Annotated in this window: 18 protein-coding genes; 4 read left to right on the top strand and 14 right to left on the bottom strand. The window is 53.7% G+C overall.

What is annotated here, in order from left to right:
* Positions 1-14: 14 nt before the first annotated feature.
* Positions 15-1019, bottom strand: coding sequence for a 2-dehydro-3-deoxygalactonokinase (locus tag ABNT34_RS10620; protein WP_348731411.1), 1005 nt, complete (start codon positions 1017-1019; stop codon positions 15-17).
* Positions 1012-1773 carry an SDR family NAD(P)-dependent oxidoreductase gene (locus ABNT34_RS10625; RefSeq protein WP_348731413.1) on the bottom strand — a complete coding sequence of 254 codons (762 nt, stop codon included), beginning with the start codon at positions 1771-1773 and terminating at the stop codon, positions 1012-1014. Before ABNT34_RS10625 ends, ABNT34_RS10620 begins: the two co-directional genes overlap by 8 nt.
* A gap of 169 nt (positions 1774-1942) precedes the next feature.
* Between ABNT34_RS10625 and ABNT34_RS10630 the strand changes: the two genes are divergently transcribed.
* Positions 1943-2644 carry a FadR/GntR family transcriptional regulator gene (locus ABNT34_RS10630; protein ID WP_031568107.1) on the top strand — a complete coding sequence of 234 codons (702 nt, stop codon included), beginning with the start codon at positions 1943-1945 and terminating at the stop codon, positions 2642-2644.
* A 70-nt stretch (positions 2645-2714) separates the two neighbouring features.
* Here ABNT34_RS10630 and ABNT34_RS10635 read toward each other — a convergent pair whose 3' ends face one another.
* Positions 2715-4865 carry an alpha-galactosidase gene (locus tag ABNT34_RS10635; protein WP_348731415.1) on the bottom strand — a complete coding sequence of 717 codons (2151 nt, stop codon included), beginning with the start codon at positions 4863-4865 and terminating at the stop codon, positions 2715-2717.
* Between the two features lie 187 nt (positions 4866-5052).
* Here ABNT34_RS10635 and ABNT34_RS10640 point away from each other — a divergent pair, with 187 nt between their 5' ends.
* Positions 5053-7008: a beta-galactosidase gene (locus ABNT34_RS10640; protein ID WP_348731417.1), complete on the top strand. Its 1956-nt coding sequence runs from the start codon at positions 5053-5055 to the stop codon at positions 7006-7008.
* A gap of 60 nt (positions 7009-7068) precedes the next feature.
* Here the strand turns inward: ABNT34_RS10640 and ABNT34_RS10645 are convergent, their stop codons facing one another.
* From ABNT34_RS10645 to ABNT34_RS10690, 10 genes are all read right to left on the bottom strand, one after another.
* Positions 7069-7923, bottom strand: a complete 855-nt coding sequence (locus ABNT34_RS10645; RefSeq protein ID WP_348731419.1) for a hypothetical protein — start codon at positions 7921-7923, stop codon at positions 7069-7071.
* Positions 7924-8002: 79 nt separating this feature from the next.
* Entirely contained in the window at positions 8003-8311 is a 309-nt protein-coding gene (locus ABNT34_RS10650) for a DNA-binding transcriptional regulator (protein WP_348731421.1), read from the bottom strand.
* A complete protein-coding gene (locus ABNT34_RS10655; RefSeq protein WP_348731423.1) occupies positions 8304-8678 on the bottom strand; it encodes a type II toxin-antitoxin system RelE/ParE family toxin in 375 nt (124 codons plus the stop codon). Before ABNT34_RS10655 ends, ABNT34_RS10650 begins: the two co-directional genes overlap by 8 nt.
* A gap of 257 nt (positions 8679-8935) precedes the next feature.
* On the bottom strand, positions 8936-9310 hold the full coding sequence (locus ABNT34_RS10660; RefSeq protein WP_348731425.1) for a hypothetical protein: 375 nt from the start codon (positions 9308-9310) through the stop codon (positions 8936-8938).
* On the bottom strand, positions 9310-10485 hold the full coding sequence (locus ABNT34_RS10665) for a transglycosylase SLT domain-containing protein (RefSeq protein WP_348731427.1): 1176 nt from the start codon (positions 10483-10485) through the stop codon (positions 9310-9312). The genes ABNT34_RS10660 and ABNT34_RS10665 overlap by 1 nt, the downstream gene beginning before the upstream one ends.
* Positions 10486-10746: 261 nt before the next feature.
* Complete coding sequence (locus ABNT34_RS10670) at positions 10747-12204, bottom strand: SLC5 family protein (RefSeq protein ID WP_348731429.1); 1458 nt, start codon at positions 12202-12204, stop codon at positions 10747-10749.
* Between the two features lie 50 nt (positions 12205-12254).
* Positions 12255-13022: a SapC family protein gene (locus tag ABNT34_RS10675; protein WP_348731431.1), complete on the bottom strand. Its 768-nt coding sequence runs from the start codon at positions 13020-13022 to the stop codon at positions 12255-12257.
* Complete coding sequence (locus tag ABNT34_RS10680) at positions 13019-14578, bottom strand: tryptophan halogenase family protein (RefSeq protein WP_348731433.1); 1560 nt, start codon at positions 14576-14578, stop codon at positions 13019-13021. The genes ABNT34_RS10675 and ABNT34_RS10680 overlap by 4 nt, the downstream gene beginning before the upstream one ends.
* A gap of 128 nt (positions 14579-14706) precedes the next feature.
* Positions 14707-17469, bottom strand: a complete 2763-nt coding sequence (locus ABNT34_RS10685) for a TonB-dependent receptor (protein WP_348731435.1) — start codon at positions 17467-17469, stop codon at positions 14707-14709.
* Between the two features lie 104 nt (positions 17470-17573).
* Entirely contained in the window at positions 17574-18524 is a 951-nt protein-coding gene (locus tag ABNT34_RS10690; RefSeq protein ID WP_348731437.1) for an aldose epimerase family protein, read from the bottom strand.
* 83 nt (positions 18525-18607) lie between these two features.
* Here ABNT34_RS10690 and tpiA point away from each other — a divergent pair, with 83 nt between their 5' ends.
* Positions 18608-19393: a triose-phosphate isomerase gene (tpiA, locus tag ABNT34_RS10695; RefSeq protein ID WP_348731439.1), complete on the top strand. Its 786-nt coding sequence runs from the start codon at positions 18608-18610 to the stop codon at positions 19391-19393.
* Positions 19394-19509: 116 nt separating this feature from the next.
* Here the strand turns inward: tpiA and ABNT34_RS10700 are convergent, their stop codons facing one another.
* On the bottom strand, positions 19510-19902 hold the full coding sequence (locus ABNT34_RS10700; RefSeq protein ID WP_348731441.1) for a MerR family transcriptional regulator: 393 nt from the start codon (positions 19900-19902) through the stop codon (positions 19510-19512).
* 107 nt (positions 19903-20009) lie between these two features.
* Between ABNT34_RS10700 and ABNT34_RS10705 the strand changes: the two genes are divergently transcribed.
* On the top strand, positions 20010-22154 hold the full coding sequence (locus ABNT34_RS10705; protein WP_348731443.1) for a TonB-dependent receptor: 2145 nt from the start codon (positions 20010-20012) through the stop codon (positions 22152-22154).
* The last annotated feature ends 12 nt before the right edge of the window (positions 22155-22166 follow it).

Genomic DNA, 22166 nt, shown 5'->3' on the forward strand with positions numbered 1-22166 from the left:
GCCGAAGCGGTGTTTTAGCCGCTGACCGCTGAGCCGGCTTGACAGCTGCCGGATTTGACCACAGGACTGGCCACAATACCGGCGCGGTGTTGCTCGCGGGCTAACCAGCCAAAGCCAGCCAGCGTCGCGTCGGTGATATCAAAAGTTTGCACGCGAAAACCGGCCAGCTGTAAGGCTTCGCGGTAACACAAATTCAGCCGCGGATTGCCGGCCAACACCACGTCACAATCGGCGCTGGCACAAGGTTCATTCAGCTGCCAGCCGCGCACGTCGGCGCCAACCAGCAAACCAGACAGATAAGCGCTGGCCTGGGCCGGGCTCAGCCCGCTAAAGAGCTGGCCGGTGCGTACGGTGAACAGCTGATGCAGCCAATGCTGGCCGGCCGTGCCCTGCATCTGCTGACAACCGCGGATAAAGCTGTCGTTACAGAACTCCTCTGCGTTTTCCGCCTGTTGCAGCAAAACACTGTGCTCTGTCAGCAAGGCATAGAGTTCGCCGGTCATACTGGTGCGAAAATGCCTGATCTGCCCGTCTTCCAGCCAGACCCATTTGGTGTGTGTGCCAGGCAAACACACCAGCCGCCGGCCACTGTTGAGTTCCGGTGCCAGTTGCAACAGGCCAAGCAGCTGCACTTCTTCGCCCCGCATCACATCGTCACCGCCTTCCGGCAACGCACAACGTAAGCCGGTCGAGAGCCACAACGCCATATCCGGGCATTGGCCTTGCACCAACGCAGGTAATAGAGCTTGCGGCAAACAAGGCGTTGGCAAATAACGGGTTTGATACCAGCCTAATGACGAAGTGATGTGGCCCGCCATATAAACCTGCAGTGTCGGGTCCTGTCGCAACCAATCGCCGACCGCCGTTAATAAAGTCTGGCGGAATTGTCCGCGCGCGGCAGCAACACCGGGGCCGCTGGCACTCGCCAGCACCTGCGGCAACACAGCGCCGGGCTGGCATAAAAAGGCTTTTAACTGGCTGGCGCCCCAGTCGATGGCTATGAATGCTGGTTCAGTCACTGAGACTAATCCCGCCGTCAATTTGAATCGCCTGCCCGGTGATCATCACGCTTTGCTCCGATGCCAAAAATAACGCCAGATTGGCGACATCTTCCGGCTGGATAAACCGTTTCAGCGCACTGTCTTCAAGCCAGCGTTGCTGTTGTTCAGGCGTGAACCAGCTATTGAGCTGCCGCTCGGTACGGACCCAACCCGGCAACACTGCATTGACGCGCACACCATGAGCACCAGCTTCGCGCGCCAAGGCCTTGGTCAGGCCAATTAAACCAGCTTTGGCCGTGACGTAACCCGCCATATCCACTTTGCCGGTGACCGCGACTACAGAGCTGAAATTAATGACCGAAGCCGAAGTCTGCTGCTGCAAAAACGGCAAAGCCACCTGAGTGGCAAAAAATGCGGCATCGAGATTCACTGCATGGCATTGCCGCCAGTTCGCCGGCGTCACTTGCGCGGTTGGCATGCGCTGATCATTGGCGACATTGTTAACCAGCACATCGAGCCGGCTAAAACGCTGCGCCGCTGCTTCAATCGCTTGCTGTAACGCCTGCACGTCTGTAACGTCGACCGCCGCAAAGCTCACGCGTTCAGCCGGCAACTCAGCAATCAGCGCAGCACCGGCTTCGGCATTTAAATCAATAAAAGCGACGTGGCAGCCCTGGCGCACAAAAGTGCGCACCATAGTCGCGCCGATGCCGGTCGCGCCGCCGGTGATAAACACGGCTTTATCGCGTAAACAAGAATACAGAGCTGTCATGCTGTTGTGTTCAATCTGAAATTCAGCCAATCGGGAAGTCGCACGCGGCACAGGCCAGAACAGACAAAAGCCAGGATTGCAGCGGCTACCAGAAACATTGCAAAAAGTTATATCACAGTCTGGTGTATTTTAATATGATATATCCCACATAGCCGGACGGACCATACCGATGAAAAACGAACCTATTCAAAACCTGACCCATCAACTGACACATGACCTGGGTCTGGCCATAGTTCAGGGTGTTTATCCGGTCGGCAGCGGCATGCCGTCGGAAGCCGAACTCTGCATCCGGCACAATGTCAGCCGCAGCGCGACGCGTGAAGCGGTGAAAATGTTATCCGCCAAAGGCTTGCTGACATCCAGACCGAAACAGGGCATCCGTGTCTTGCCGGAAAGCAACTGGAATATGTTTGATACTGATGTGCTGCGCTGGATCTTAAGCAGCAAACCTTCGTTGTCCTTGCTGCTCGAGTTCACCCAGGTCCGCGTCGTGCTGGAACCTCAGGCCGCCGCGCTGGCCGCTACTTCGGCCTCTGACGCGCAAATCCGCGACATCGAAAAAGCCTTAAAACGTATGGCTGACGCCGACGAAGGCCTGGATGACCCGCTGGACGCCGACATTGCCTTTCACAGTGCCGTGCTGGCCGCCAGCAACAACAGATTCCTACTGCAATTAACCGAATTTATCAGCACCGCACTGCGAGTCAGTATCCGCTACACCAACCGCATCAAAGGCGTACCCGGTGCCGACGTGCAAAAACACGGCGACATCCTACGCGCTATTCAGGCACGCGACCCGAAACAAGCGCGCCACACCGTCGAAGTGTTGCTGGAAGAAGCCATTCAGCTGATTGAATCCAAGCTCGAATAATCGAACAAACCTCATATTCAACAAGCCTGCCGCAGCGGGCTTTTTTATTGGGCGTCGCCTGCGCCGCTATTTAGTCGCCTTGCTGTTCCAGCACAAAAATCAGCGACGACTGCGGATGCAAAATCGGCATTTGCATACCAAACCGCATCAGGGCATCACCACTGAAAATTTCACCGGGCACCACTTGCAGCACAGATGGCGAATATTCTTTCAGCTGCGACGGCCACGCCAGCGTCAGACGATATTGAGCCTGAGGATTCAGGCCGGCAAACCGCAGCCGTGGTGGCATAGTGCGGGCGGTTTCTTTCACCGAGTTATAGGCAAAAATCGCCCGCGACTGGTCCGTTGCGACCAAGCCAAAGTTGATGCTGTCGCCGTCAGAATCCAGCCGCTGCAACAAAGCGCTGCGCAAAAAGCTGCGCTCTGCTTTATAAAATGCAATGGCCTGGCTCAACGTTTGCGCTTCGGCATCGGTCAGCTCCCGCGGGTCCATTTCAATGCCAAAATGGCCAAACAGCGCCACGGCACAGCGCATCTCAATGCTGACGCGCCGGCCGGTAATATGGCAATCGCGCGGCCCGACATGAGCACCCATCACATCGTTTGGCAGGAAAAACGAGCAGCCACGCTGAATATTCAGCCGGTCCAGTGCGTCGTTGGAATCCGAGGTCCAAATCCGGTCGGTATGCGCCAGAATGCCATAATCAGCGCGGCCGCCACCGGAGCAGCAGCTCTCAATTTCCAGACCCGGATGCGCTGCTTTTAACCTTGAGATCAGCTGATACACCGCCTGCACCTGGCGATGCACTGCCGGCTTGCCATCCGCACCACCCGGATGATTCAGGTCCCGGTTCATATCCCATTTGATATAGCGGATCTGCGGGTGCTGCAGCAGCAGGCTGTGGATTTGCTGGTACAGATAAGCGCTGACTTCCGGCCGGCTTAAATCCAGCACCAGCTGATTGCGAAAGCGCATCTGCGGATTATTCGCAGTGCCAAGCACCCAGTCCGGATGCTGGCGATATAAAGCGCTGTCCGGATTGACCATCTCAGGTTCAAACCAGATACCAAATTCCATCCCGAGCGCATTGACGTGACTGATCAGTGGGCCCAGCCCGTCCGGATACACCGCCGGGTCGACCTGCCAGTCGCCTAAACCGGCAAAATCACCGCGCCGCCCGATAAACCAACCATCGTCGAGCACAAAACGCTCAACACCCAGCGTCGAGACGCGGCTGGCCAGCTGCATCAAGGTGTCGGTGTCATGATTAAAATAAATACCTTCCCAGGTGTTGTAGTGCACAGGCCGGGCTTTTTGCTGCTGCGCCGGACTCAATAGCCGGCTACGGACAAACTGATGAAATTGCTGCGACAACTGGCTAAAACCCGAGGCAGCATAACTAAAATACAACTGCGGGCTTTGGTAACTGTCGCCGGCACCGAGCACCACTTCGCCCGGCAGCAACAATTCGCCAAACTGCACATAACTGCGGCCCTCCGAAGTCAGCTCTGCGCGCAGACTGTGGTTGCCGCTCCAGCCCAGATGAAAGCCATAGACTTCACCACTTTGTTCTGTGGTGGTATCACTGTGCACCAGCAAGGCCGGATAAGTGTCGTGCGAGGTTTTGCCTTTGCGGTTTTGCCGGACAAAACTGCCGAGCGCCAGCGACTGGCGCCGGCGCTGAAATTCATTCGACCAACGGCCTTCAAAGCTGGTCAGTTCCTGCAGGTGATCTGGTAATAACAAGGTGCCGGCCGCGCACCACTGTAATGCTCTTGGCACGCTGCCAAGGTTTTGTACGGCAGTTTGCAGGCTCAGCACATGGCTGTGCGGGTCCAGCGTCAGCAGGTGCGTCAGCTGCAGCTGACGTTTTTCATCGACACTGACCAGACGCACTTGCTGCTGCGCATCCGCCGTTTGAGTTTGTTCGACCTCAACCAGCGTCGGGCCAAACGCCCAGCCGTCGCTGCTGTCGGATAACTCCAGCCCCGGCGCACCGGTAAAGCCTTCAGCCGACAATGGCGTCAGGCCAATCGGGGCCTCGTCGACCACTGAGTTTTTCGCTTCCTGACGTGTGCGCAATAATGCCAGCATCTGCGCTGTCGTCGTGCTGCTTAAGCAGCTGCCAACATAGAGCAACGCCGGAGTGCGGCCACGGCAGTCGAGGATCACCGTCAGGCGGGAGCTGTCCAGACGAACAAATGAGGGTAGAGCCGGCATAACAATTCCTTCAGGGCAAAAAGAAAGCAAAGATAGCGTACATTAAACTATAGAATCGCCAACAAATACTATATATCATACAAAACAATTTTATCGCCCGCTGCAACGCAGTTCGGTCATGCTGGTCTGGCCATGCCGCCACGCTGCCACAGGGCACCGCACAGCAACTATCTGGCAGGAGCATATGATGTTAGGAATCTGTTATTACCCGGAACATTGGCCGGAATCTATCTGGGCGCAGGATGCGGCAGAAATGTATGGCCTTGGCATTCGTTATGTGCGGATCGCCGAATTCGCCTGGTCCCGGCTGGAACCAAGCCCGGGTCAGTACCGCTTTGACTGGCTGGACCGCGCCATCAGCACTTTGGCCGACGCCGGTTTAAAAGTGGTGATGTGTACACCAACCGCCACGCCGCCGAAATGGTTAATTGATTTGTATCCGTCGATCCTGCCGGTTGACGTCAAAACCGGCCACAGCCGCGGTTTTGGTTCCCGCCGCCATTATGATTTCTCCAGCCCGGATTATTTCCGCGAAGCGATGCGCATCTCCACTGTGCTGGCCGAACGTTATGGCGCACATCCGGCGGTCGTTGGCTGGCAAACCGACAACGAGCTGGCCTGCCACGACACCACGCACAGTGGGTCCGAAGCCGCACTCATCGCGTTTCGCGCCTGGTGCCAGCAGCACTACGCCGACATCGACGCACTGAACAGCGCCTGGGGCAATGTGTTCTGGTCGATGGAATATCGTCATTTTGGTGAAATCGAGCTGCCAATCCTCGCCGTCACTGAAACCAATCCGGCCCATCAGCTGGCCTACCGCCGCTTCAGTTCTGATCAGGTGGTCCGGTTTCACGACGAGATGGTGCGGATCATTCGCGCCCATGCGCCAGGCCGTTTTGTCACCCACAACTTTATTCCGATGGTCGACACCCAGACCGACAACTATGCACTGGCGAAGCCGCTCGATTTTGCCAGCTTCGACAACTACCCGCTCGGCCGCTCAGATTTGTTTTTTGCCAAGCGCGGCGCGGCGATGTTTAAACCTTATATGCGCACCGGTCACCCGGATTTTTCCAGTTACTACTTTGACCAGACGCGTGGCCTGACCGGCAAACACTTCTGGATCATGGAACAACAACCAGGCCCGGTGAACTGGGCCAAACACAATCCGCGGCCTGAACCTGGCATGGTGCGGTTGTGGTCCTGGGTGTCTTTTGCCCACGGCGCCGATGTGGTCAGTTACTTCCGCTGGCGTCAGGCACCTTTTGCCCAGGAACAAATGCATGCCGGCCTCAAACGTATCGACAATTCCAAAGCCGCCGCCTGGCCGGAAATTGAGCAGCTGGTGCGCGAACTGGCACTGTGCCCGGACTTGCTGCAGCAGCAGGTGAAAGCCAGCGTGGCAATGGTCAGCACCACCGAAAACCAGTGGGTCTGTGAAATCGAACGTCAGGGCGATAGTTTTAATCAGCAGGAAGTTGAATTTGCCTGGTATTCGGCGCTGCGCCAGCTGGGCGTGGATGTCGATTTTGTCTCGCCGGAGCAGGATTTAACCGGCTACAAACTGGTGCTGGTGCCTTGTATGCCAGTGGTACGGCCTGAGTTTGTCAAACGGTGTCAGGATAGCGGCGCCTGGCTGGTGTTTGGCCCGCGCACCGGCAGCAAAACCACCGAGTTCCAGCTGGTGCCACAATTAGCGCCGGGTTTGTTACAGGCGCTGATCCCGGTCAAAGTGCTGTCGGTGGAAACCATCCGGCCCGACTGCGCCGAGCCGCTGTTTATCGGCCAAAAACAATATCAGAGCCAGTGCTGGCGCGAAGAACTGGAAGTGCCGCCATCTTGCCAGGTACTGGCGCATTATCACGATGGTCTGCCGGCCGCCGCGCAGCATCAACGCGCCGTCTATGTCGCCACTGTCAGCTGTGACGACTTCCTCAAAACGCTGTTTGCCGATGTACTGAAACAGGCCGGTGTCGAGACTGTGGTATTGCCGCACGACGTGCGGCTGGCACGCCGGGGCGGCTTAACCTTCCTGTTTAATTACAGCGCCAAGCCCAGCAAAGTTACGGCACCGGCGAGCGCGCAATGGCTGCTCGGCAACGCCACACTGGACGGCTACGGCGTCGCGATTTACCGCTGACACGGCAGTTTACCCAACAAAACCGGCGCCAAAGCGCCGGTTTTTTTCGCGGGTTCGCGTTTAAAAGTGGGCAATCATGCCAACAAAAGCACCTTTAAACTCAAGGTCGGTATATAAGCTGTTTAAATTGTCGAATGCCATGTTCACGACCCGATAACCGAAGGTCACCTGCAGATCTACCCGCATCAGTTTGTGGAGATCGTAACTGAAGCCCAGTTGATAATCCGCAAGTCGATGGTCATTGAGCAATGAAACATCCGCTTGGGCAAATAGATTTAACTGAGTGGACGACAAGCCGACACTGGTCGCTACAAACAACATCGGATTGATGTCGTCTGTTTTTATTGTCCCACTGGAAATCGCATTATTTCCCGTATCTGTACAAGGACTGTCAGGCGAAGGGTTAGGGTCATTACAAGTATCATCAGAACTTTTTGTAGTCCCGGCGACCGTCACATTCCCATTCAAATCTCTGGCGCTGAAGCCCAACTCCAAGGAAAAGTCTTCGCTATCAAACAATGCATAATACAAGGTGTAATCGATATAACTGACGTGGAAGCTGGTTTCCACTTTAGCCGCAGCAGGAAAAGTCTTGTCGTTGAAGCCAAACTGTTGCGTCAACGTGGTTTGACCTGAAGTATCCAGTTGGGTAGTGGAAATACGCAGATGAGGCAGCGCAGAAACAGGGTGTTTAACGTCAATAAAGTAGTTGATTTGCTGTTGTTTTTTTAAATTAAAATCAACGCGCGTATGTTCTGCTCCCAACACGCCACTTGCTTCACTCCGCCAGATTTGGCCGCCGAGATATAAACCAACATCATCTCTGGAAGTTGGTGCATAACTAAATTGTGCTGATGTGGGTGCGCTAAAAGTCAAAAATGCAGCAAGCGTTGCTGCAAAAACCGTTTTTATCATGTGTGACTGTCCCTGTGTATCAGTGGTCAGGCTCCGCCTGTTATCTGTTCATCTACGCGGTCTTACTTTCAGAGTTTGCTCAGTAAGCCAGCGCCTCTAATCCTTTGTGAGCCACTAAGTTCAGCAGCTTCAATGACGCGCCTTTCGGGCTTTTGCCACCTTGCTCCCAGGCCCGGACCGTCGATGGGCTGGTATTTAAATAGGCCGCAAACACCGCTTGGCTGACCCGGGCCTTTTCACGAATCGCTTTGATAGCGGCGGCATCATAGTGCTCGACTTCGGGCAGGCACAAAGCATCAAATTCGCGCATAGTTCTTACGTCCATCACACCCGCTTTTGCAAGCCCCTGTGCGGTCTGATGAACTGCATCTAAGATACTGTTACTCATCACATTTCACCTCAATAAACTCACCCGCATTTAGCGCCACTTTTAACTGCGCAGACGTGTAATTCAGTATTTGTTTTGCCAACGCCTTTAAAGCTTTTAGCTCTTTAGGGCTGATATTGTCTTGTTGGTTTTTCGCAAAACCGAAGATAAAAAAAGCTTTATCACCAAGCTTAAACGCCAGCAAGGTCTGGGCACCGCCACTTTTTCCCTGACCATGCAGTGCCACACGCTTTTTCATCACATGGCCACCTAAATCGGCATCAATCAGCCCATTCGCCATTTCCTGCACCGCCAAGGCTAAGTCTCTGTCAGTTAAATCCTCTTTGTCGGCCCATTTGCTAAACCACTTTGATTTATAGACGTGCATGGCGCCCTCGTTTTATGCCGAAACTATACCACCGAGTGGCATAGATTGCATCTTTGTGTTCGTCACACCTTGCTGATCAACCTCGCTTCCCTTTTGCTTTGGAATGCGGCCAGACTGGCTTGTGCCCTATCCTGTTTAATCGGGTTTCAATCCGAAGGTGTCCGAGCGAGTACCGATTGCATTGCCAAAGGCATCGGGTAAAACAAAGCCCCTGTTTTCACGGAGGGGCTTTGCTCACTTCACATTCGAAGAACAGGTTATTCTTTGCACTTTAAATCCGGGATGCCTTTATCTATCTCAGGCCCCGGAAAATAACCGGCATAACAATAACCACCTTTGCTGCAATCTTTTTCAGTGCTGGCACAGAGGTATACTCTCCTTTGGCTGGGGCGGCCTAAATCAGCCATGCCCCACATCTGCACATCAGCTTTTCCATCACCATTGGTATCCAATTCTTCATGGTTAATACGATATGTATTGTTTTTTATCATTCCCGCCGCTCTAGGCGACATGTCTGCTGTTCGCTGTAAAAAGTCAGCTTTGATTTGACCCTGATTGCCAAAACGTTTGATCTCCAACGCATTGGCGGAAAAACCAAAAACAGAGACAAGAACAATGAATGGTTTAATCATTATTTTCCTCGTAAAAAGTCATTTTTATACATGCCTGCCAACGCGCCAATATCACCTTGTAAACCCATGATTTTTGGAACATAAGTGCCTTTGTGGAATGACATGCTCTGGTGATTGTATGGAACCTTGCCATTCACCATAAACGGCTTGGCGAGTTCTAACTGAAGGTCTACTTTAGTAAAACCGATGTTATATGCAGCTAACGCAAAACGAGTCGCATCATTATCCGTTAGTGCATTAGGGCTATACATATTTTTAAGATCACCTAAATAACGGGCTGCCGCTGGTATTGCTAGCTCAGGATTTAAACGTTCATCGATCTTCCCATTGACAACTAGGCCTTGGCCGATTGCAGTATCTTTATCAAACTGCGCAATCCCTACATAAGCTCCCTTTGTCGCTTCAGGATCGAACCTCGATTCCAGTGCTAACTTAGCTTTCAGCACTTCCGGCGCTATCCCATTTTCAGCAGCGGCTTTGGCAATAATTGGGTCATATTTCCTGTTATTGATGTAGTTCTGCTGATAATTTACCGAAGTCATTGGCGTATTGGCACCAACTACGGCTGTCGTAGCTGGTTTTGAAGCTCGTGCCTGTGCGGCAACGCCTTGAGCAACAGCCTTGGCTGCGACCATCGTATTCGGGTCAAGCGGTGTACCCCAGTCTTGATAACGACCAGTGACATTGTACACCGGCACGCCGTTCTCATAACGGTCTGCCTCATTCGTGCTGTTCACACCTTTGACCCAATACTTGGTTGGACCGGTGGCCAAATCCAGCAAACTGTCGCGCTGACCCGGGCCAGTTAAACTAAGCGGTAAACCGGAGGCATCCAGCACACCCTCACCTTGGAACAACGGGTCCATCCGGCGTGAGTCGGTCAGGTAAGCGGCAACCCCGGTTGATGCCTGCAATGGTGAACCATTCGCCCCACTTGACCACATCAGGTCCTCATATGCACTTTCAGCCGCATCATACTGCTCATCTGTAGCATTTGGATTAGTGACAGTCTTTTGATAGTGCTTCAGCACATCACGGGCAGATTTGTCATTTGGATCCAAGCCCTGCTTGCGCATATATTCGCTCAGGTCCTGTTCCTGTTTGATATGGCCTACGATGCTGTTACCGATTGCATTGCCAAAAGCATAAGTTTGGCCCCACCGTCGTATCATCATTCGCTATCAATTTGGGCTGGCCACAAACCGCACGCACACATCGTACTGATAACTGCCATGCTATCTGCTTACGCAAAGAAATACACAAACAATCTACGCACCAATAACATTTAGGCAGTGTAGGCAGGATACAAAATTTTTTGTGCGACGTCGCCGTACCGGTGATTTCTGTACATAAGCAGACGCCCGCAGCATGAACCAGCTAACAGCTGTTTTCAGCATAAAAAAAGCCGGCCTAAGCCGGCTAACGGAGCCATCTGCCTACGACGATGCAGGCAGTTCCAGGGTTTTGCCGGCCCAGCGGTGTTGCTTGCCGAAGATAAATCTGTTGCTCAGCAGGGCCACCGCTACACAGCTGAACAACGTCACCGCCATCAGATGGATATAATGCACAGTGCTGTAGAATGGGGAGAATTCAAAGGTCAGGCTGCCGTAGAACAACACACCAAAAATCACGGCGATAATAGCCGCGCGCGCATCCACATCTTTAAACAGCAGACCAACAATAAAAATCGACAAAATTGGCATGCTGAGCAGGCCGTTGAGCTGCTGCAGTAAATTGATGATGCTGTCGGCCTGCTGATACACCGGCACTAAAATCAGCGTCAGCGCGCTTAATAACAGCGTCACCCATGCGCTCAGTTTCACCACATCCGGCTTGCCGCTGACATAAGCTTCGTGAATATCACAGACATACAGTGCAGTGGCAGAATTCAGCAGGCTGTTATAGGTCGACAGTACTGCAGCGGCCATTGCTGCTGCGAATAAACCAATCAGCACTGGTGGTAACAGGTCGCCGACCAGGCGGCCATAAGCGCTGTCGCCGATATCGCCATAGAGTTTGTACGACACAATGCCCGGTAACACTACAATGGCCGGCACAATCAAAAAGCGGATGATGGCGGCGGCATACACGCCTTTTTGCGCTTCCTGCACTGTGGGAGCGGCCATCGCACGTTGGGTAATAGTTTGATTGGTGCCCCAATAATACATCTGGATAAAAATCATCCCGGTCAGCAAAGTCGGCCATGGCACCGGCGAATTCTCATCGCCGATTAACGTCAGCCGCTCGGCCGGAATACCGCTGAAGTCAAAATTGATGGCATACAGCGCCAGGAAGGTAATGAGTAACGCCATGCCCAGCACCAGCACGCCGTTATAAGTGTCCGACACAGCCACCGCGCGCAGCCCACCAAAAAATGCGTAAGCTGCACCGACTAAGGCAAACACTGCCGCGATTTGGATCAGCGGAATATCCACTTTAAACATCGTTTGCATCAGCAGCGAACCGGAATAAATCACCGCAGGCATGTAGATCAACGCGTTCCCAAGGAAAAACAAACCGCCAATCACCGCACGGATATGTTTATTGTGATAACGCCGTTCCAGCAACTCGGTGGTCGTAGTGCAGCCGTAACGGTAGTACACCGGGATAAATACTTTGGCCAGAATAATCAGACCGATAATGGCGGAGAATTCCCACACCGCCAGCAGCGCCATCTGGTTGCCATTCATGCCGACCAGCTGGTCAGTACTTAAGTTGGTCAGTGTGATGGAACCCGCCACAAACACCCAACTGAGACCACTGCCGGCCAGAAAATACTCGCGGTTCTGCGAGCCACTACGGTCTGACTTACCTCGGCATTTCAGGTAGGTCAACAACCCTATCAGTGCAGACACCAACACAAAGACCGCAGTCTGCAACACACTATCTGACATAACATCTCTCCGGGAAAACTCGCAAAAAATACCGGCCAGCAGGCGCGGTATCACATAAATCCACTATCGCGGTCGATTTCGATTTTTAGCTGCTGAATTCGCTGGAAACCAGGTTGGCCAAGCGCTGCTTTTTGGTTGTGACGCTGGATCAGCCGGTTCAGTTGCAACAACGAATTAAGCAGACTCTGCGCCAGTTGCAGACTGCCGCTTTGCTGCAGCGTTTTTAACGTGGTGGCATCGAGGCTATGCAGCTGGTCTTCATCAAGGGTCATCAGGCCACGGATGCGCTGCAATTCGCCTTGTTCCGGCTGTAATTGCAGTTCAATAGCTCTCAGTAACTTCAGCGCCTGTAATTGCTGCAAACATAGATAAGTGCGCCGTTCTTGCTCATACAGCTCCTGCGCACTGTGCATCAGCCGCTGTGCTCTGGCATTGGCCGTACCGTCCTGCGCGAAAAGTGGCGTTGCTGTCGGTTGCAATACCTGTGGATCGGCGGCAAACACAAACTGGCGTTGGCCGTCCTGCAACAGGCAATAACAGGGGTAGGACTGCAGCACCATAGGCCGGTACACCGCATGCCAACCCTGTGCATCCGCCAGTAAATTCTGCCCCGGAACAAAGCTGCACAGCGCAGACAGCATCAGCGTGCCATCCTCGCTGTTGCGGCTGAGCAGTACCGGGAAATCACAGACCATACTGCTGACATCGGCGACGGTCAGCGGCAATAAATGCGCGCGCGCGGCGTAAACAAAGCCCGCGTCCGGCACTACACCCAGTTGTTGCGCGGCCAGTTGCGGCGGTGTGAGAAAACGGCTCATGACATGCTCCCTTGAGGCATGCGTCCTTGAACCATGCTCTCTTGCGCCAGCCAGCGCTGCAGGTATTCCCGGTTTGAAGGCAGGCTTTGCTGCAATTGCTGCGTCAGCTGCTGATTACGCCGCAGAATTTGCTCTGCCTGCGCCTGTTGCCGGTACAGATGTGCCTGGCGGGAAAAATCCGGCTTAAAGCCCATGCCATACATCACATACTGGTAACTGGCGGCCGGAAACAACTCCAGCGGGCCCTGGAAATCACTGACCGCCGGGCCACGATAACGCCAGACCGCCAAATCTTCCTGCAAAGACTCAGGCCAGGTGTCCTGATCCAAATGCGCCTGCCAATAAGGTTCGGGGCGTTTGGTCAGCATGTAGTGCAGCTTGAGGAAATCAATAATGCGTTGCCAGCGATAACGCATCTGCGTATTAAAACGTTTTGCCACCAGCGGCATCAGGCTTTGATCTGCCGGCAGATTTTCCGCGACATAACGCGCCGACACTTCGACCAGCATAATGGCGGTGGCTTCCAGCGGCTCGACAAAACCGGCCGACAAACCAATGGCGACACAATTGCCTTGCCAGAAGCGTTCGCGATAGCCGGTCTGATATTTGATTAAACGCGGTTCTAAATCTGCAGCTGCCGCGCCGACATAACGCCGTAAATTGGCGGCCGCTTCGTCATCACTTAAAAATTGACTGGCATAGACATGACCTGTGCCGCGCCGGTGCGACAATCCAATGTCCCAAATCCAGCCGGCGTTTTGTGCGGTGGCAATGGTGTGGCTGGCAACCGGTGCGTCGGGTCTGTCGTAAGGCACCTGCAGCGCCAGCGCTCTGTTGTTAAACAGCTGATGTTCGACCGACAAAAACGGCACCTGCAGCGTTTTGCCCAGTAGCAAAGACGCCATGCCGGTACAGTCGATATACAAATCTGCGGTGACAGGCAACGCAGCATCATTGAGTTTTAAACCGGCGATCTGCGCATCGTCGGTCAGCAGCACCTGCTCGACGGTGGCAACGCGGTGCAACACACCGAGTTTGGTTTTGGCATGTTGTTTTAACACGTCGGCGAAAGCGCCGGCGTCGAGGTGATAAGCATAATTCAGCGGGCCCTGATACTCGCCTTCGCTGACCGGGCGCGGCGCTTTGCCGGCTTCGCATAGTTCATGTTGCATATTGGACTGGCGGGCATAGTCGCGGATATCTGCCAGATAAGGCGCCACATCAAGCCGGCCATAACCGAGCGGTACGGTAAAAGGATGGTAATAAAAATCGCCGGTGCCTTCGCACCAGTTCACAAACTTGCCACCTTGTTTAAAAGCGGCATGGCAGCTGCGGAAAAAGTCCTTCTCGGACAACCCGATTTGCTGCAGGGTGTTTTTCATCGTCGGCCAGGTGCCTTCACCGACGCCAATGGTCGGAATATCGGCCGATTCAATCAACGTGATTGATAACGCCGGGCCATCCGGTTGCTGATGGTAAGAGGCAATGAGTGCGGCCGCCAGCCAACCGGCGGTGCCGCCCCCCACCACCACAATTTTGGTGATAGCTTGTGTCATAAGGAACCCGATTTAAACGCGAGTACAGCAGTATTGCGCGATCCTGACCACGAGCCAACAGTGAAATTACTGTAGTCTCACAATCAAAAAAAGGCTGGGTCACCAGGACCCAGCCACAGGAACGGGACTTAGAATGCCCCTCGCACACCTACCGCATAGCGGGAGCCGTTATCCTCAACAGAGTAAATCTGGTTTTTGAAGCGACCGGTCTGCACCAGTTCTTCTTCGGTGATGTTGATCCCTTCGAAGAACACGGTCAGATACTCGTTCACGTCATAGCTGGCGCTGATGTCCCACTGACCAAAACGCTCAGTGTTAATCGGTTCGCCGTTAAAGCCGTTGTCGAGCTGACGCAGGAAGGCTTCACGGTTGTTAAACGCGATACGGGCCTGATAGTCACCCTGTTCGTAGAACAGGATAAAGTTCTGCGAATCACCTAAACCTTCCAGTGCAAAACTCTGCGTGGTGTCAGCACCAACGTTCAGGTTGCTGTCGACCACAGTGGCGTTGACCGTGACACCAAAGCCATTGTCAAACATGTGCGTCAGCGCAGCTTCATAACCGGTGATGCGGGCCGACTCACCATTTTGTGGCCGGCTGACGGTATAAACTTCGCTCGAGCCGTTCAGTTCTGCTGTCGTTGGCACCACACTGCTGCTACACAGTGGTGAGCTGACGCAGTTGTAAGATGGGCCTTTGCGCGCAGTCATGTTGTAAGTTTCCTGACCGGTCAGCGTCACGATAAAATCTTCAACCTCTTTGTTGAATACCGTGAAGCTGAACATGTTGGCGTCCTGGTAATACCATTCGTAAGCCAGGTCCCAGTTCTCAGCCCGGAACGGTTTCAGTGCCGGGTTGCCGCCATTAGCCGTCAGGTTTTGCCGGCGCGGTTCGTTGAATGTGGTCGCTGGTGACATCTGGCCCATAGTCGGACGGGTCAGTGAATCGTAAGAGGCAAAACGCACAATCATGTCGTCCTGCACTTCCAGCTTGATATTCAGGCTTGGCAGCAGGTTGGCATATTTAGTGCCCTGATTGATGTTGGTCGCAGCGCCTAACACGTTTTGGAACAAGGTCGCATCAGCGGTCGGTACTATGTCGACCACAAAGCTTTGCACAGCCGCGACATCCACCGACGTTTCGGCATAACGCGCACCGAGGTTCACCGTGAGCGGCATATCACCGAGGTCATACGCCAGCGTGAAGTCCATGTACAGACTGGTCACGTCTTCGTTGATGGTGTAACGGTTGTTCTGCAGCGTGGTGGTGATTGGATGACCAGTGTCAGCCAGGTATTTCACTACGGCATCGCCGTCATAGCTGTAGAAGGTATTGATCAGGCCCGGGAAGAAGTTCTTCGCAGTGAATGGCTGGAATTTAATGGTATCGACCGGCGCAGGTAACGCATAGCCGCAGTAGAAGCACTGGCCGCCGTAAATCTGGAAGCTGGATTTTTCCCGCTCCTGACGATAAGCACCAAAGTTGGCTTTCTGGAACACGCCTTTCTCAGCCACGTATTCAAAATCAGCTTTTAATTCAGTGACTTCGTCTTCATCACTGAACTGATTGCCTTTTTCGTTATAGTGCATCCGCGCCAGGCTGGTCGAAGGCAAAGTGCTGCCGCCAAAACCATTGTGTTTCACGGTTGGTACAGAGCCGGTGCCGTCAAATGCATAGCTGTTGATCATGCCGACCACGTTAAAACGGTCGCGGCCGGCGCGGTCGTTTTCAGCGTTTGACGTTGAGGCGTCAAAATTCGCTTTCAGTTGGTCGTTGATTTTCCACTCGACATTCAGACCAAAGGCATTGGTGCTGATATCCCGTGAGTTGCGGGTATGTGACACAAAATCTGTCGCCGGGTCGCCGCTGCCCTGATGCAAGCCCACATCTTGCGAGAAGGTCAATAAAGTGCCGGTCGTTGGGTCGATAGTCGCACTGCCGACGCGGTCCGGTTCAAACCAGGACGCCAAATCTGTCACAGTTGAATCCACTTCAAAACGGGACACCAAACCATCCATTGTCACAGTGACATCTTCTGACGGCGCATATTGCAGCACCAGACTGGCGTTGTCGCGGGTCCGTTCCTGCTGGTCAATAATCTGGTCCCAGTTGCGCGGGATATAAGCATTGGTAAACAACACGCCATCGCGTTTGTTGGAAATAGTCTGACCGCCGCGCCAGCCGGCGGTGGCGATTTGGTTGATCTGCACATCACGTTTCTGATGGCTGATGGCTAACAAAGCACCAAATTTATCATCCCAGTTACGGGTCACTAATAAAGAGGCTGCTGGCGAGGTTTTTTCAGACAGGCTTTCGTACATGCCTTTAACAGAGCCGGCAACGCGGAAATCATCATAATCAAACGGCCGTGCCGTTTTGACATTGATTGTACCGCCGATACCGCCTTCCTGCAGGCGGGCACTGTTACTTTTGAATACATCAGCGCCGGTGATTTGGTCAGCCGCCAGAATGTCGAAGTTAAATTCACGGCCATTGCTGTCGGTCGCGATCTGACGGTTATTGACTAACACGGTGTTGAACTGTGGGCCAAAACCACGAATAGTCACCGCCTGACCTTCACCACCGCTGCGGTCAATCGACACGCCGGTGATGCGTTGCAGCGACTCCGCCACGTTCAAATCCGGAAATTTGCCTAAGTCTTCTGCCGCGATACCGTCTGACACCAGACTGGATTCTTTTTTGTCCTGCATCGACGCTTTCAGACTGCTGCGGATGCCGCGGACTTCAATCACTTCAACTTCAGTTTGCTGGGCTTTGGCCGCATCTGCCGTGGTGGTTTGTGCCGCTGCCGAATAGGTGCTGAGCACACCGGCCACGGCGAGGCAAACCGCCGAATGTTTAAACGCGAATGGATTCGCTCTGGTCATCATCGAACTCCCCTGTCTTTGTGTTGTGTTTTTAAAAAAAACTTCTTATTAGAATATTTATCATATAAATACTGCAAAGTTACGGTGACTGCAACTTTTTTATCTGATTAATCATTCGAATCTGCGCCGTTTTGGCGGGCAAAACGGTAAATAATCTGCTGTCGGTAGATTTGCCCCGGCAGCAGCAATGTTGCTGGAAAATCCGGCTGGTTCGGTGCGTCTGGCCAATACTGCGCTTCCAGACAAATGCCCTGGCGCGGCAAAAAAGGCGCGCCTAAACCGTCGCCGCTATAAATCTGCAGGCCGGGTAAATCGCTGAGTACGGTCAGGCTCAGTTGCTGATCTGGCGATGTCAGCGTGGCAAGGGTTTGCAGCTGCTGTTCGCCGTGCGGCACAACAAAACAATGGTCCAGCGCGCCATGCTGGCGAAACAATTCCTGCAACAGCTGGCCTGTCGCCAGCTGCGGGTATTGTTCGGCACAAGACAACAAACGCCCGGTCGGAATACCGCAGCCGTCTTTCTCCAACAGCTGTAACAGCGGCGATTGCAGAGAGTGCTGATCAACCGGCCCGGCCTTAGGGTCCAGATTGAAATAACAGTGGTTGGTCAGGTTCAGCACTGTGGGCGCGTCGGTTGTCGCTTCGAACTGCAACTGCAGTTCAGTCGCAGTGACGCGAAACTGGCAGCGAAACTCGCGATTGCCCGGAAAACCACCTTCACCCGCTGCAGCACGGCAACTCAAGGTCAGCTGGTCTGCCTGCTGCGCTTCGAGCTGCCACTGTCTTTGGTTCAGGCCAGCCTTGCCGCCATGCAGGCAATGCGCGCCGTCATTGGCGGTCAGCCTGATCTGTTGTTGACCGAGCTGAAAGCCGGCGTTGTCGATGCGGTTAGCATAAGGCCCGACGGTACTGCCGAGATAATAAGGGTCTGATGCATAAGCAGCTTCGCTGTCATAGCCCAACGTCAGTTCCTGGCCGTCCAAGCGGATAGAGCAAACCGTGGCGCCGGTAGCGCTGATGTTTACCACCAATCCTGCTGCTGTGCTGATCTCAAACAAAAACGTCTCCGGGCATGCTTGTGTCGTGTTAATTCGTTATATAGTATTTATACGATAATTAGGTGACTGACAAGGATTTTATGATGACCAGAACTCAATTGGTCATGGCAAACTGGAAACAGCAGGGTAGTGAACAGACGTTGAAGCAGTGGTTGAGCGAGGTCAACGTGCCTGAACTGACCGCTATCAGCCGCGTGTTATGCGTGCCGCTGCCGTATCTGGCAACACTCAGGCAGCAACGCGCCGCATTGCAAAGCCCGGTACTGGCAGGCGCGCAGCTGGTGTCGGCCTGGACCGGCGGCGCTTATACCGGTGAAGTGTCTGCGGCGATGCTCAGTGAATTCGGCGTGACTTATACGCTGGTTGGGCATTCCGAGCGCCGGCAGTGGCTGCTGGAAACGGCCGACTCGCGACGCGCTCAGCTGGCGGCATTATGGCAGCAAGGCATCACGCCGGTGCTTTGTGTCGGCGAAACCGCCGCACAGCACCAACAAGGCCAGACTTTTGCCGTGCTGTGGCAACAACTGGCGGAAGTGCTGGACCCTCAGCCCGCGCCCGGGCCTTTAGTGCTGGCGTATGAACCGGTCTTTGCCATTGGTTCTGGCCAGCCGTTATCGGCGCCGGACGCACAACAGGTGCATCAACAGCTGCGCCAGTTGCTGCAGCACTGGTACAGCGCGGCAGACTGTCAGCAAATTCGCATCCTGTACGGCGGCAGTGTCAACAGCAACAACGCGGCTGAATACCTGCGATATCCCGACATTGACGGCGTGTTAGTCGGCAGCGGCAGCCTGAAAGCCGACAGCTTTAACGCCTTATGCCGCGCCATTGCCAGCGCTGTCACGGCGAAAACCGTCAGCTTGATCTGAACATCAAAGTACAGTGCAACAACGAGTGCCTGGGACTGGATAGCGGCGGGCAAGCGGCTTCTTTGCCAAAATGGAAAACCAGGCCCGCTAAGTGCACAGAGCTTTATCTGGTTTTTTTATTTACTGCTTTGGAGGCTTTGCAAAATACAACAATCCTGGATGGTATCACTGCTACATGAAGTCACTAAAAGTGACAGCGTGTGCTCCAGCAATGCCAGTTCCTGCTGCAATTGCCGGACTCTGGCCAGCTGCTCAACAATAATGTTGTCGACGGTTGCACAGGACGCTTCAGGGTTTTGCTTTACCGCAACTAACTGTTTTATATCCTCAATCGGGATATTCAGCTCGCGGCAACGCCGGATAAATATCAGCGTTTCGACATCGCGCAATTGGTAGTAGCGATACCCGTTGGTTTCGCGTTGCGGGGGCTTTATCAGACCGACACTCTCATAATAGCGAATGGTCTTCGCCGGAATGTGCGCGGTTTGTGCCAGTTCGCTTATTTTCACCTTGACCTTCCTGTGGCTGGAACCTTTAGGCTTAACTTTACCTTAAAACAGCGCGCTCAAGCACTGCTCAAAAAAGTTGCGGCGCTACTGCACGAGAGCCCAATCACATGCAAAAAAAGTCAAAAACTGCTGAGGCCACCACCTTACTGTGCACGCTTGGTCTCGCTTCAGTAATGCAGGCGGCAGATGTACAAGCCGCGGCTTTACCGGCGACAACCGCATCTGAGCAACATCATTCATCAGTGACAACGCCGGGTCAGACTAAGCCAGTGGCTAATTCCAGCCACAACCCCAATGAAGACGAGCATCATGCGAACGAGCAAGCGCATCATGATGATCAACATGAGCATGAACATGAGCACGAAGAAGACGTTGAACGGATAGTGGTACAAGCCAGCCGTTCTGGCCGGATTGCCGATGAACAACCGATCCGGGTTGAACTTATCAATCACGAAGAAATTGAAGAAAAGGCCGCAATGCGTCCGGGCAACATTTCGATGCTGGTGGCAGAAACCGGAGGTGTCAGAGTACAAACCACCTCACCGGCGTTAGGCAGTGCCAATATCCGGTTGCAAGGTTTATCAGGTCGTTATACCCAGTTGCTGGCGGATGGCCTGCCGCTTTATGGCAATCAGGCGTCTTCAATTGGCCTGCTGCAAATTCCTCCCACCGATTTGGGGCGTGTTGAAATTATCAAAGGCTCTGCCTCTTCGTTGTATGGTGGCTCAGCGCTTGGTGGAGTGATCAATTTAGTATCACGAAAACCCGGCGATAGCTTGAAAGGCGAAGCACTCCTGAACGCAACCAGCCGCGATGGCCAGGATTTCACCAGTTATCTTGAAAGCCCGCTGACCGACGACTTACAGGGTTCTGTCACCGTCGGCGCACATCATCAGGCGGTAACGGACATTGATCAGGATGGCTGGATTGATTTGGCCGGTGCCGAGCGTTACACCCTGCGGCCACGTGTGTATTGGCAAGGCGACAACGGCCAAACCCTGTACAGCACGGTCGGTGTGATGACCGAGCAGCGTAGTGGCGGCACCCTGCCCGGGCGCACAGTGTCAGACGGTACGGCATTTTCGCAAACTCAGGATTCTGACCGGTTTGACGCCGGCCTGGTATTTAACATGCCGCTGTCGGAAACGCTCACCTTCAACAGCCGGGCCTCGGCCATGCAACAACAGCATCTGCATGGCTACGGGACGCTCATCGAAGACGACCAGCATCAAAGTTACCTGTTCGAATCGAGCATGGCCGGTTACAGCACCAACACCGACTGGGTGATAGGTGCGGCCTATCAGGCGGACGAGTTTACTTCTGACACCTTTCCCCTGTTTGATTACGCGTACAAAGTGCCGGGGTTATTTTCTGCGCTGGATTATGTGTTAACCCCGGAGCTGACCGCATCGCTCAGCGCACGTTTAGAGCAACATAATGAATTTGGCCGCCAATTTAGCCCCAGAATTTCCTTGTTGTATCGTCCGGGCGATGTCACCGTCAGAGCCTCTTATGGCCGTGGTTATTTTGCCCCGACACCTTTTGTCGAAGAAATCGAAGCGGCTGGTTTATCCCGCCTCGAAGCGCTTGGCGAGCTGGCAGAGGAATCGGCGCAGACTGCATCTCTGGACATCACCTATACCGTGGATGTCATCGAAACTAGTGTGACTTTATTTGGCTCCGACGTCGACAATGTCACCGAGCTTGAAGCTTTTACGGTTGGTGGTAGTGGTCTGCCAGACCGGGTGCGGCTGGTGAATGCTGCGGGGAAAAGTAAAATTCGCGGCTCAGAAATGCTGCTGCGTTATTACTGGCAAGACGTGAAACTCACCGCCAGTTATCTGTATCTGGATGCGACAGAGCAAGCAGCTGACGCCAGTCAATCGAATGCCAAACGGCGTGACATTGCGCTGACACCGCAGCATTCCGCCGGTTTTGTGGCGATGTGGGAACAACATGGCAACTTCAGGGCTGGTTTTGAAGCCTATTACACCGGCAAACAACGCTTAAACGACAACCCGTTTATGGACTACTCCAAACCTTATTGGCATCTGGGGCTGATGGGCGAAATTACGCTGGGTCAATTCAGCTGGTTTATCAACCTGGAAAACCTGTTGGATGTCCGGCAAACTGATGAGCACCCGATGCTGCTGCCAAACCGAGCGGCCAGCGGGCAGTGGACCACTGATATCTGGTCACGCAATGACGGCTTTATTGTTAACGCCGGAGTCCGGTTGAAATTTGGTTCTTAATTGTTTTGTGCC

Source organism: Rheinheimera texasensis (assembly GCF_964031785.1).
Taxonomy (GTDB): Bacteria; Pseudomonadota; Gammaproteobacteria; order Enterobacterales; family Alteromonadaceae; genus Pararheinheimera; species Pararheinheimera texasensis_A.

What these genes read in the sequence shown, in the direction of transcription:
- ABNT34_RS10670 (WP_348731429.1), bottom strand. Translation starts at nt 12,204, where the DNA reads ATGTCAGATAGTGTGTTGCAGACTGCGGTCTTTGTGTTGGTGTCTGCA.
- ABNT34_RS10635 (WP_348731415.1), bottom strand. Translation starts at nt 4,865, where the DNA reads ATGCCGGCTCTACCCTCATTTGTTCGTCTGGACAGCTCCCGCCTGACG.
- ABNT34_RS10665 (WP_348731427.1), bottom strand. Translation starts at nt 10,485, where the DNA reads ATGATGATACGACGGTGGGGCCAAACTTATGCTTTTGGCAATGCAATC.
- ABNT34_RS10645 (WP_348731419.1), bottom strand. Translation starts at nt 7,923, where the DNA reads ATGATAAAAACGGTTTTTGCAGCAACGCTTGCTGCATTTTTGACTTTT.
- ABNT34_RS10685 (WP_348731435.1), bottom strand. Translation starts at nt 17,469, where the DNA reads ATGATGACCAGAGCGAATCCATTCGCGTTTAAACATTCGGCGGTTTGC.
- ABNT34_RS10660 (WP_348731425.1), bottom strand. Translation starts at nt 9,310, where the DNA reads ATGATTAAACCATTCATTGTTCTTGTCTCTGTTTTTGGTTTTTCCGCC.
- ABNT34_RS10625 (WP_348731413.1), bottom strand. Translation starts at nt 1,773, where the DNA reads ATGACAGCTCTGTATTCTTGTTTACGCGATAAAGCCGTGTTTATCACC.
- ABNT34_RS10655 (WP_348731423.1), bottom strand. Translation starts at nt 8,678, where the DNA reads ATGCACGTCTATAAATCAAAGTGGTTTAGCAAATGGGCCGACAAAGAG.
- tpiA (WP_348731439.1), top strand. Translation starts at nt 18,608, where the DNA reads ATGACCAGAACTCAATTGGTCATGGCAAACTGGAAACAGCAGGGTAGT.
- ABNT34_RS10675 (WP_348731431.1), bottom strand. Translation starts at nt 13,022, where the DNA reads ATGAGCCGTTTTCTCACACCGCCGCAACTGGCCGCGCAACAACTGGGT.
- ABNT34_RS10680 (WP_348731433.1), bottom strand. Translation starts at nt 14,578, where the DNA reads ATGACACAAGCTATCACCAAAATTGTGGTGGTGGGGGGCGGCACCGCC.
- ABNT34_RS10650 (WP_348731421.1), bottom strand. Translation starts at nt 8,311, where the DNA reads ATGAGTAACAGTATCTTAGATGCAGTTCATCAGACCGCACAGGGGCTT.
- ABNT34_RS10630 (WP_031568107.1), top strand. Translation starts at nt 1,943, where the DNA reads ATGAAAAACGAACCTATTCAAAACCTGACCCATCAACTGACACATGAC.
- ABNT34_RS10705 (WP_348731443.1), top strand. Translation starts at nt 20,010, where the DNA reads ATGCAAAAAAAGTCAAAAACTGCTGAGGCCACCACCTTACTGTGCACG.
- ABNT34_RS10640 (WP_348731417.1), top strand. Translation starts at nt 5,053, where the DNA reads ATGTTAGGAATCTGTTATTACCCGGAACATTGGCCGGAATCTATCTGG.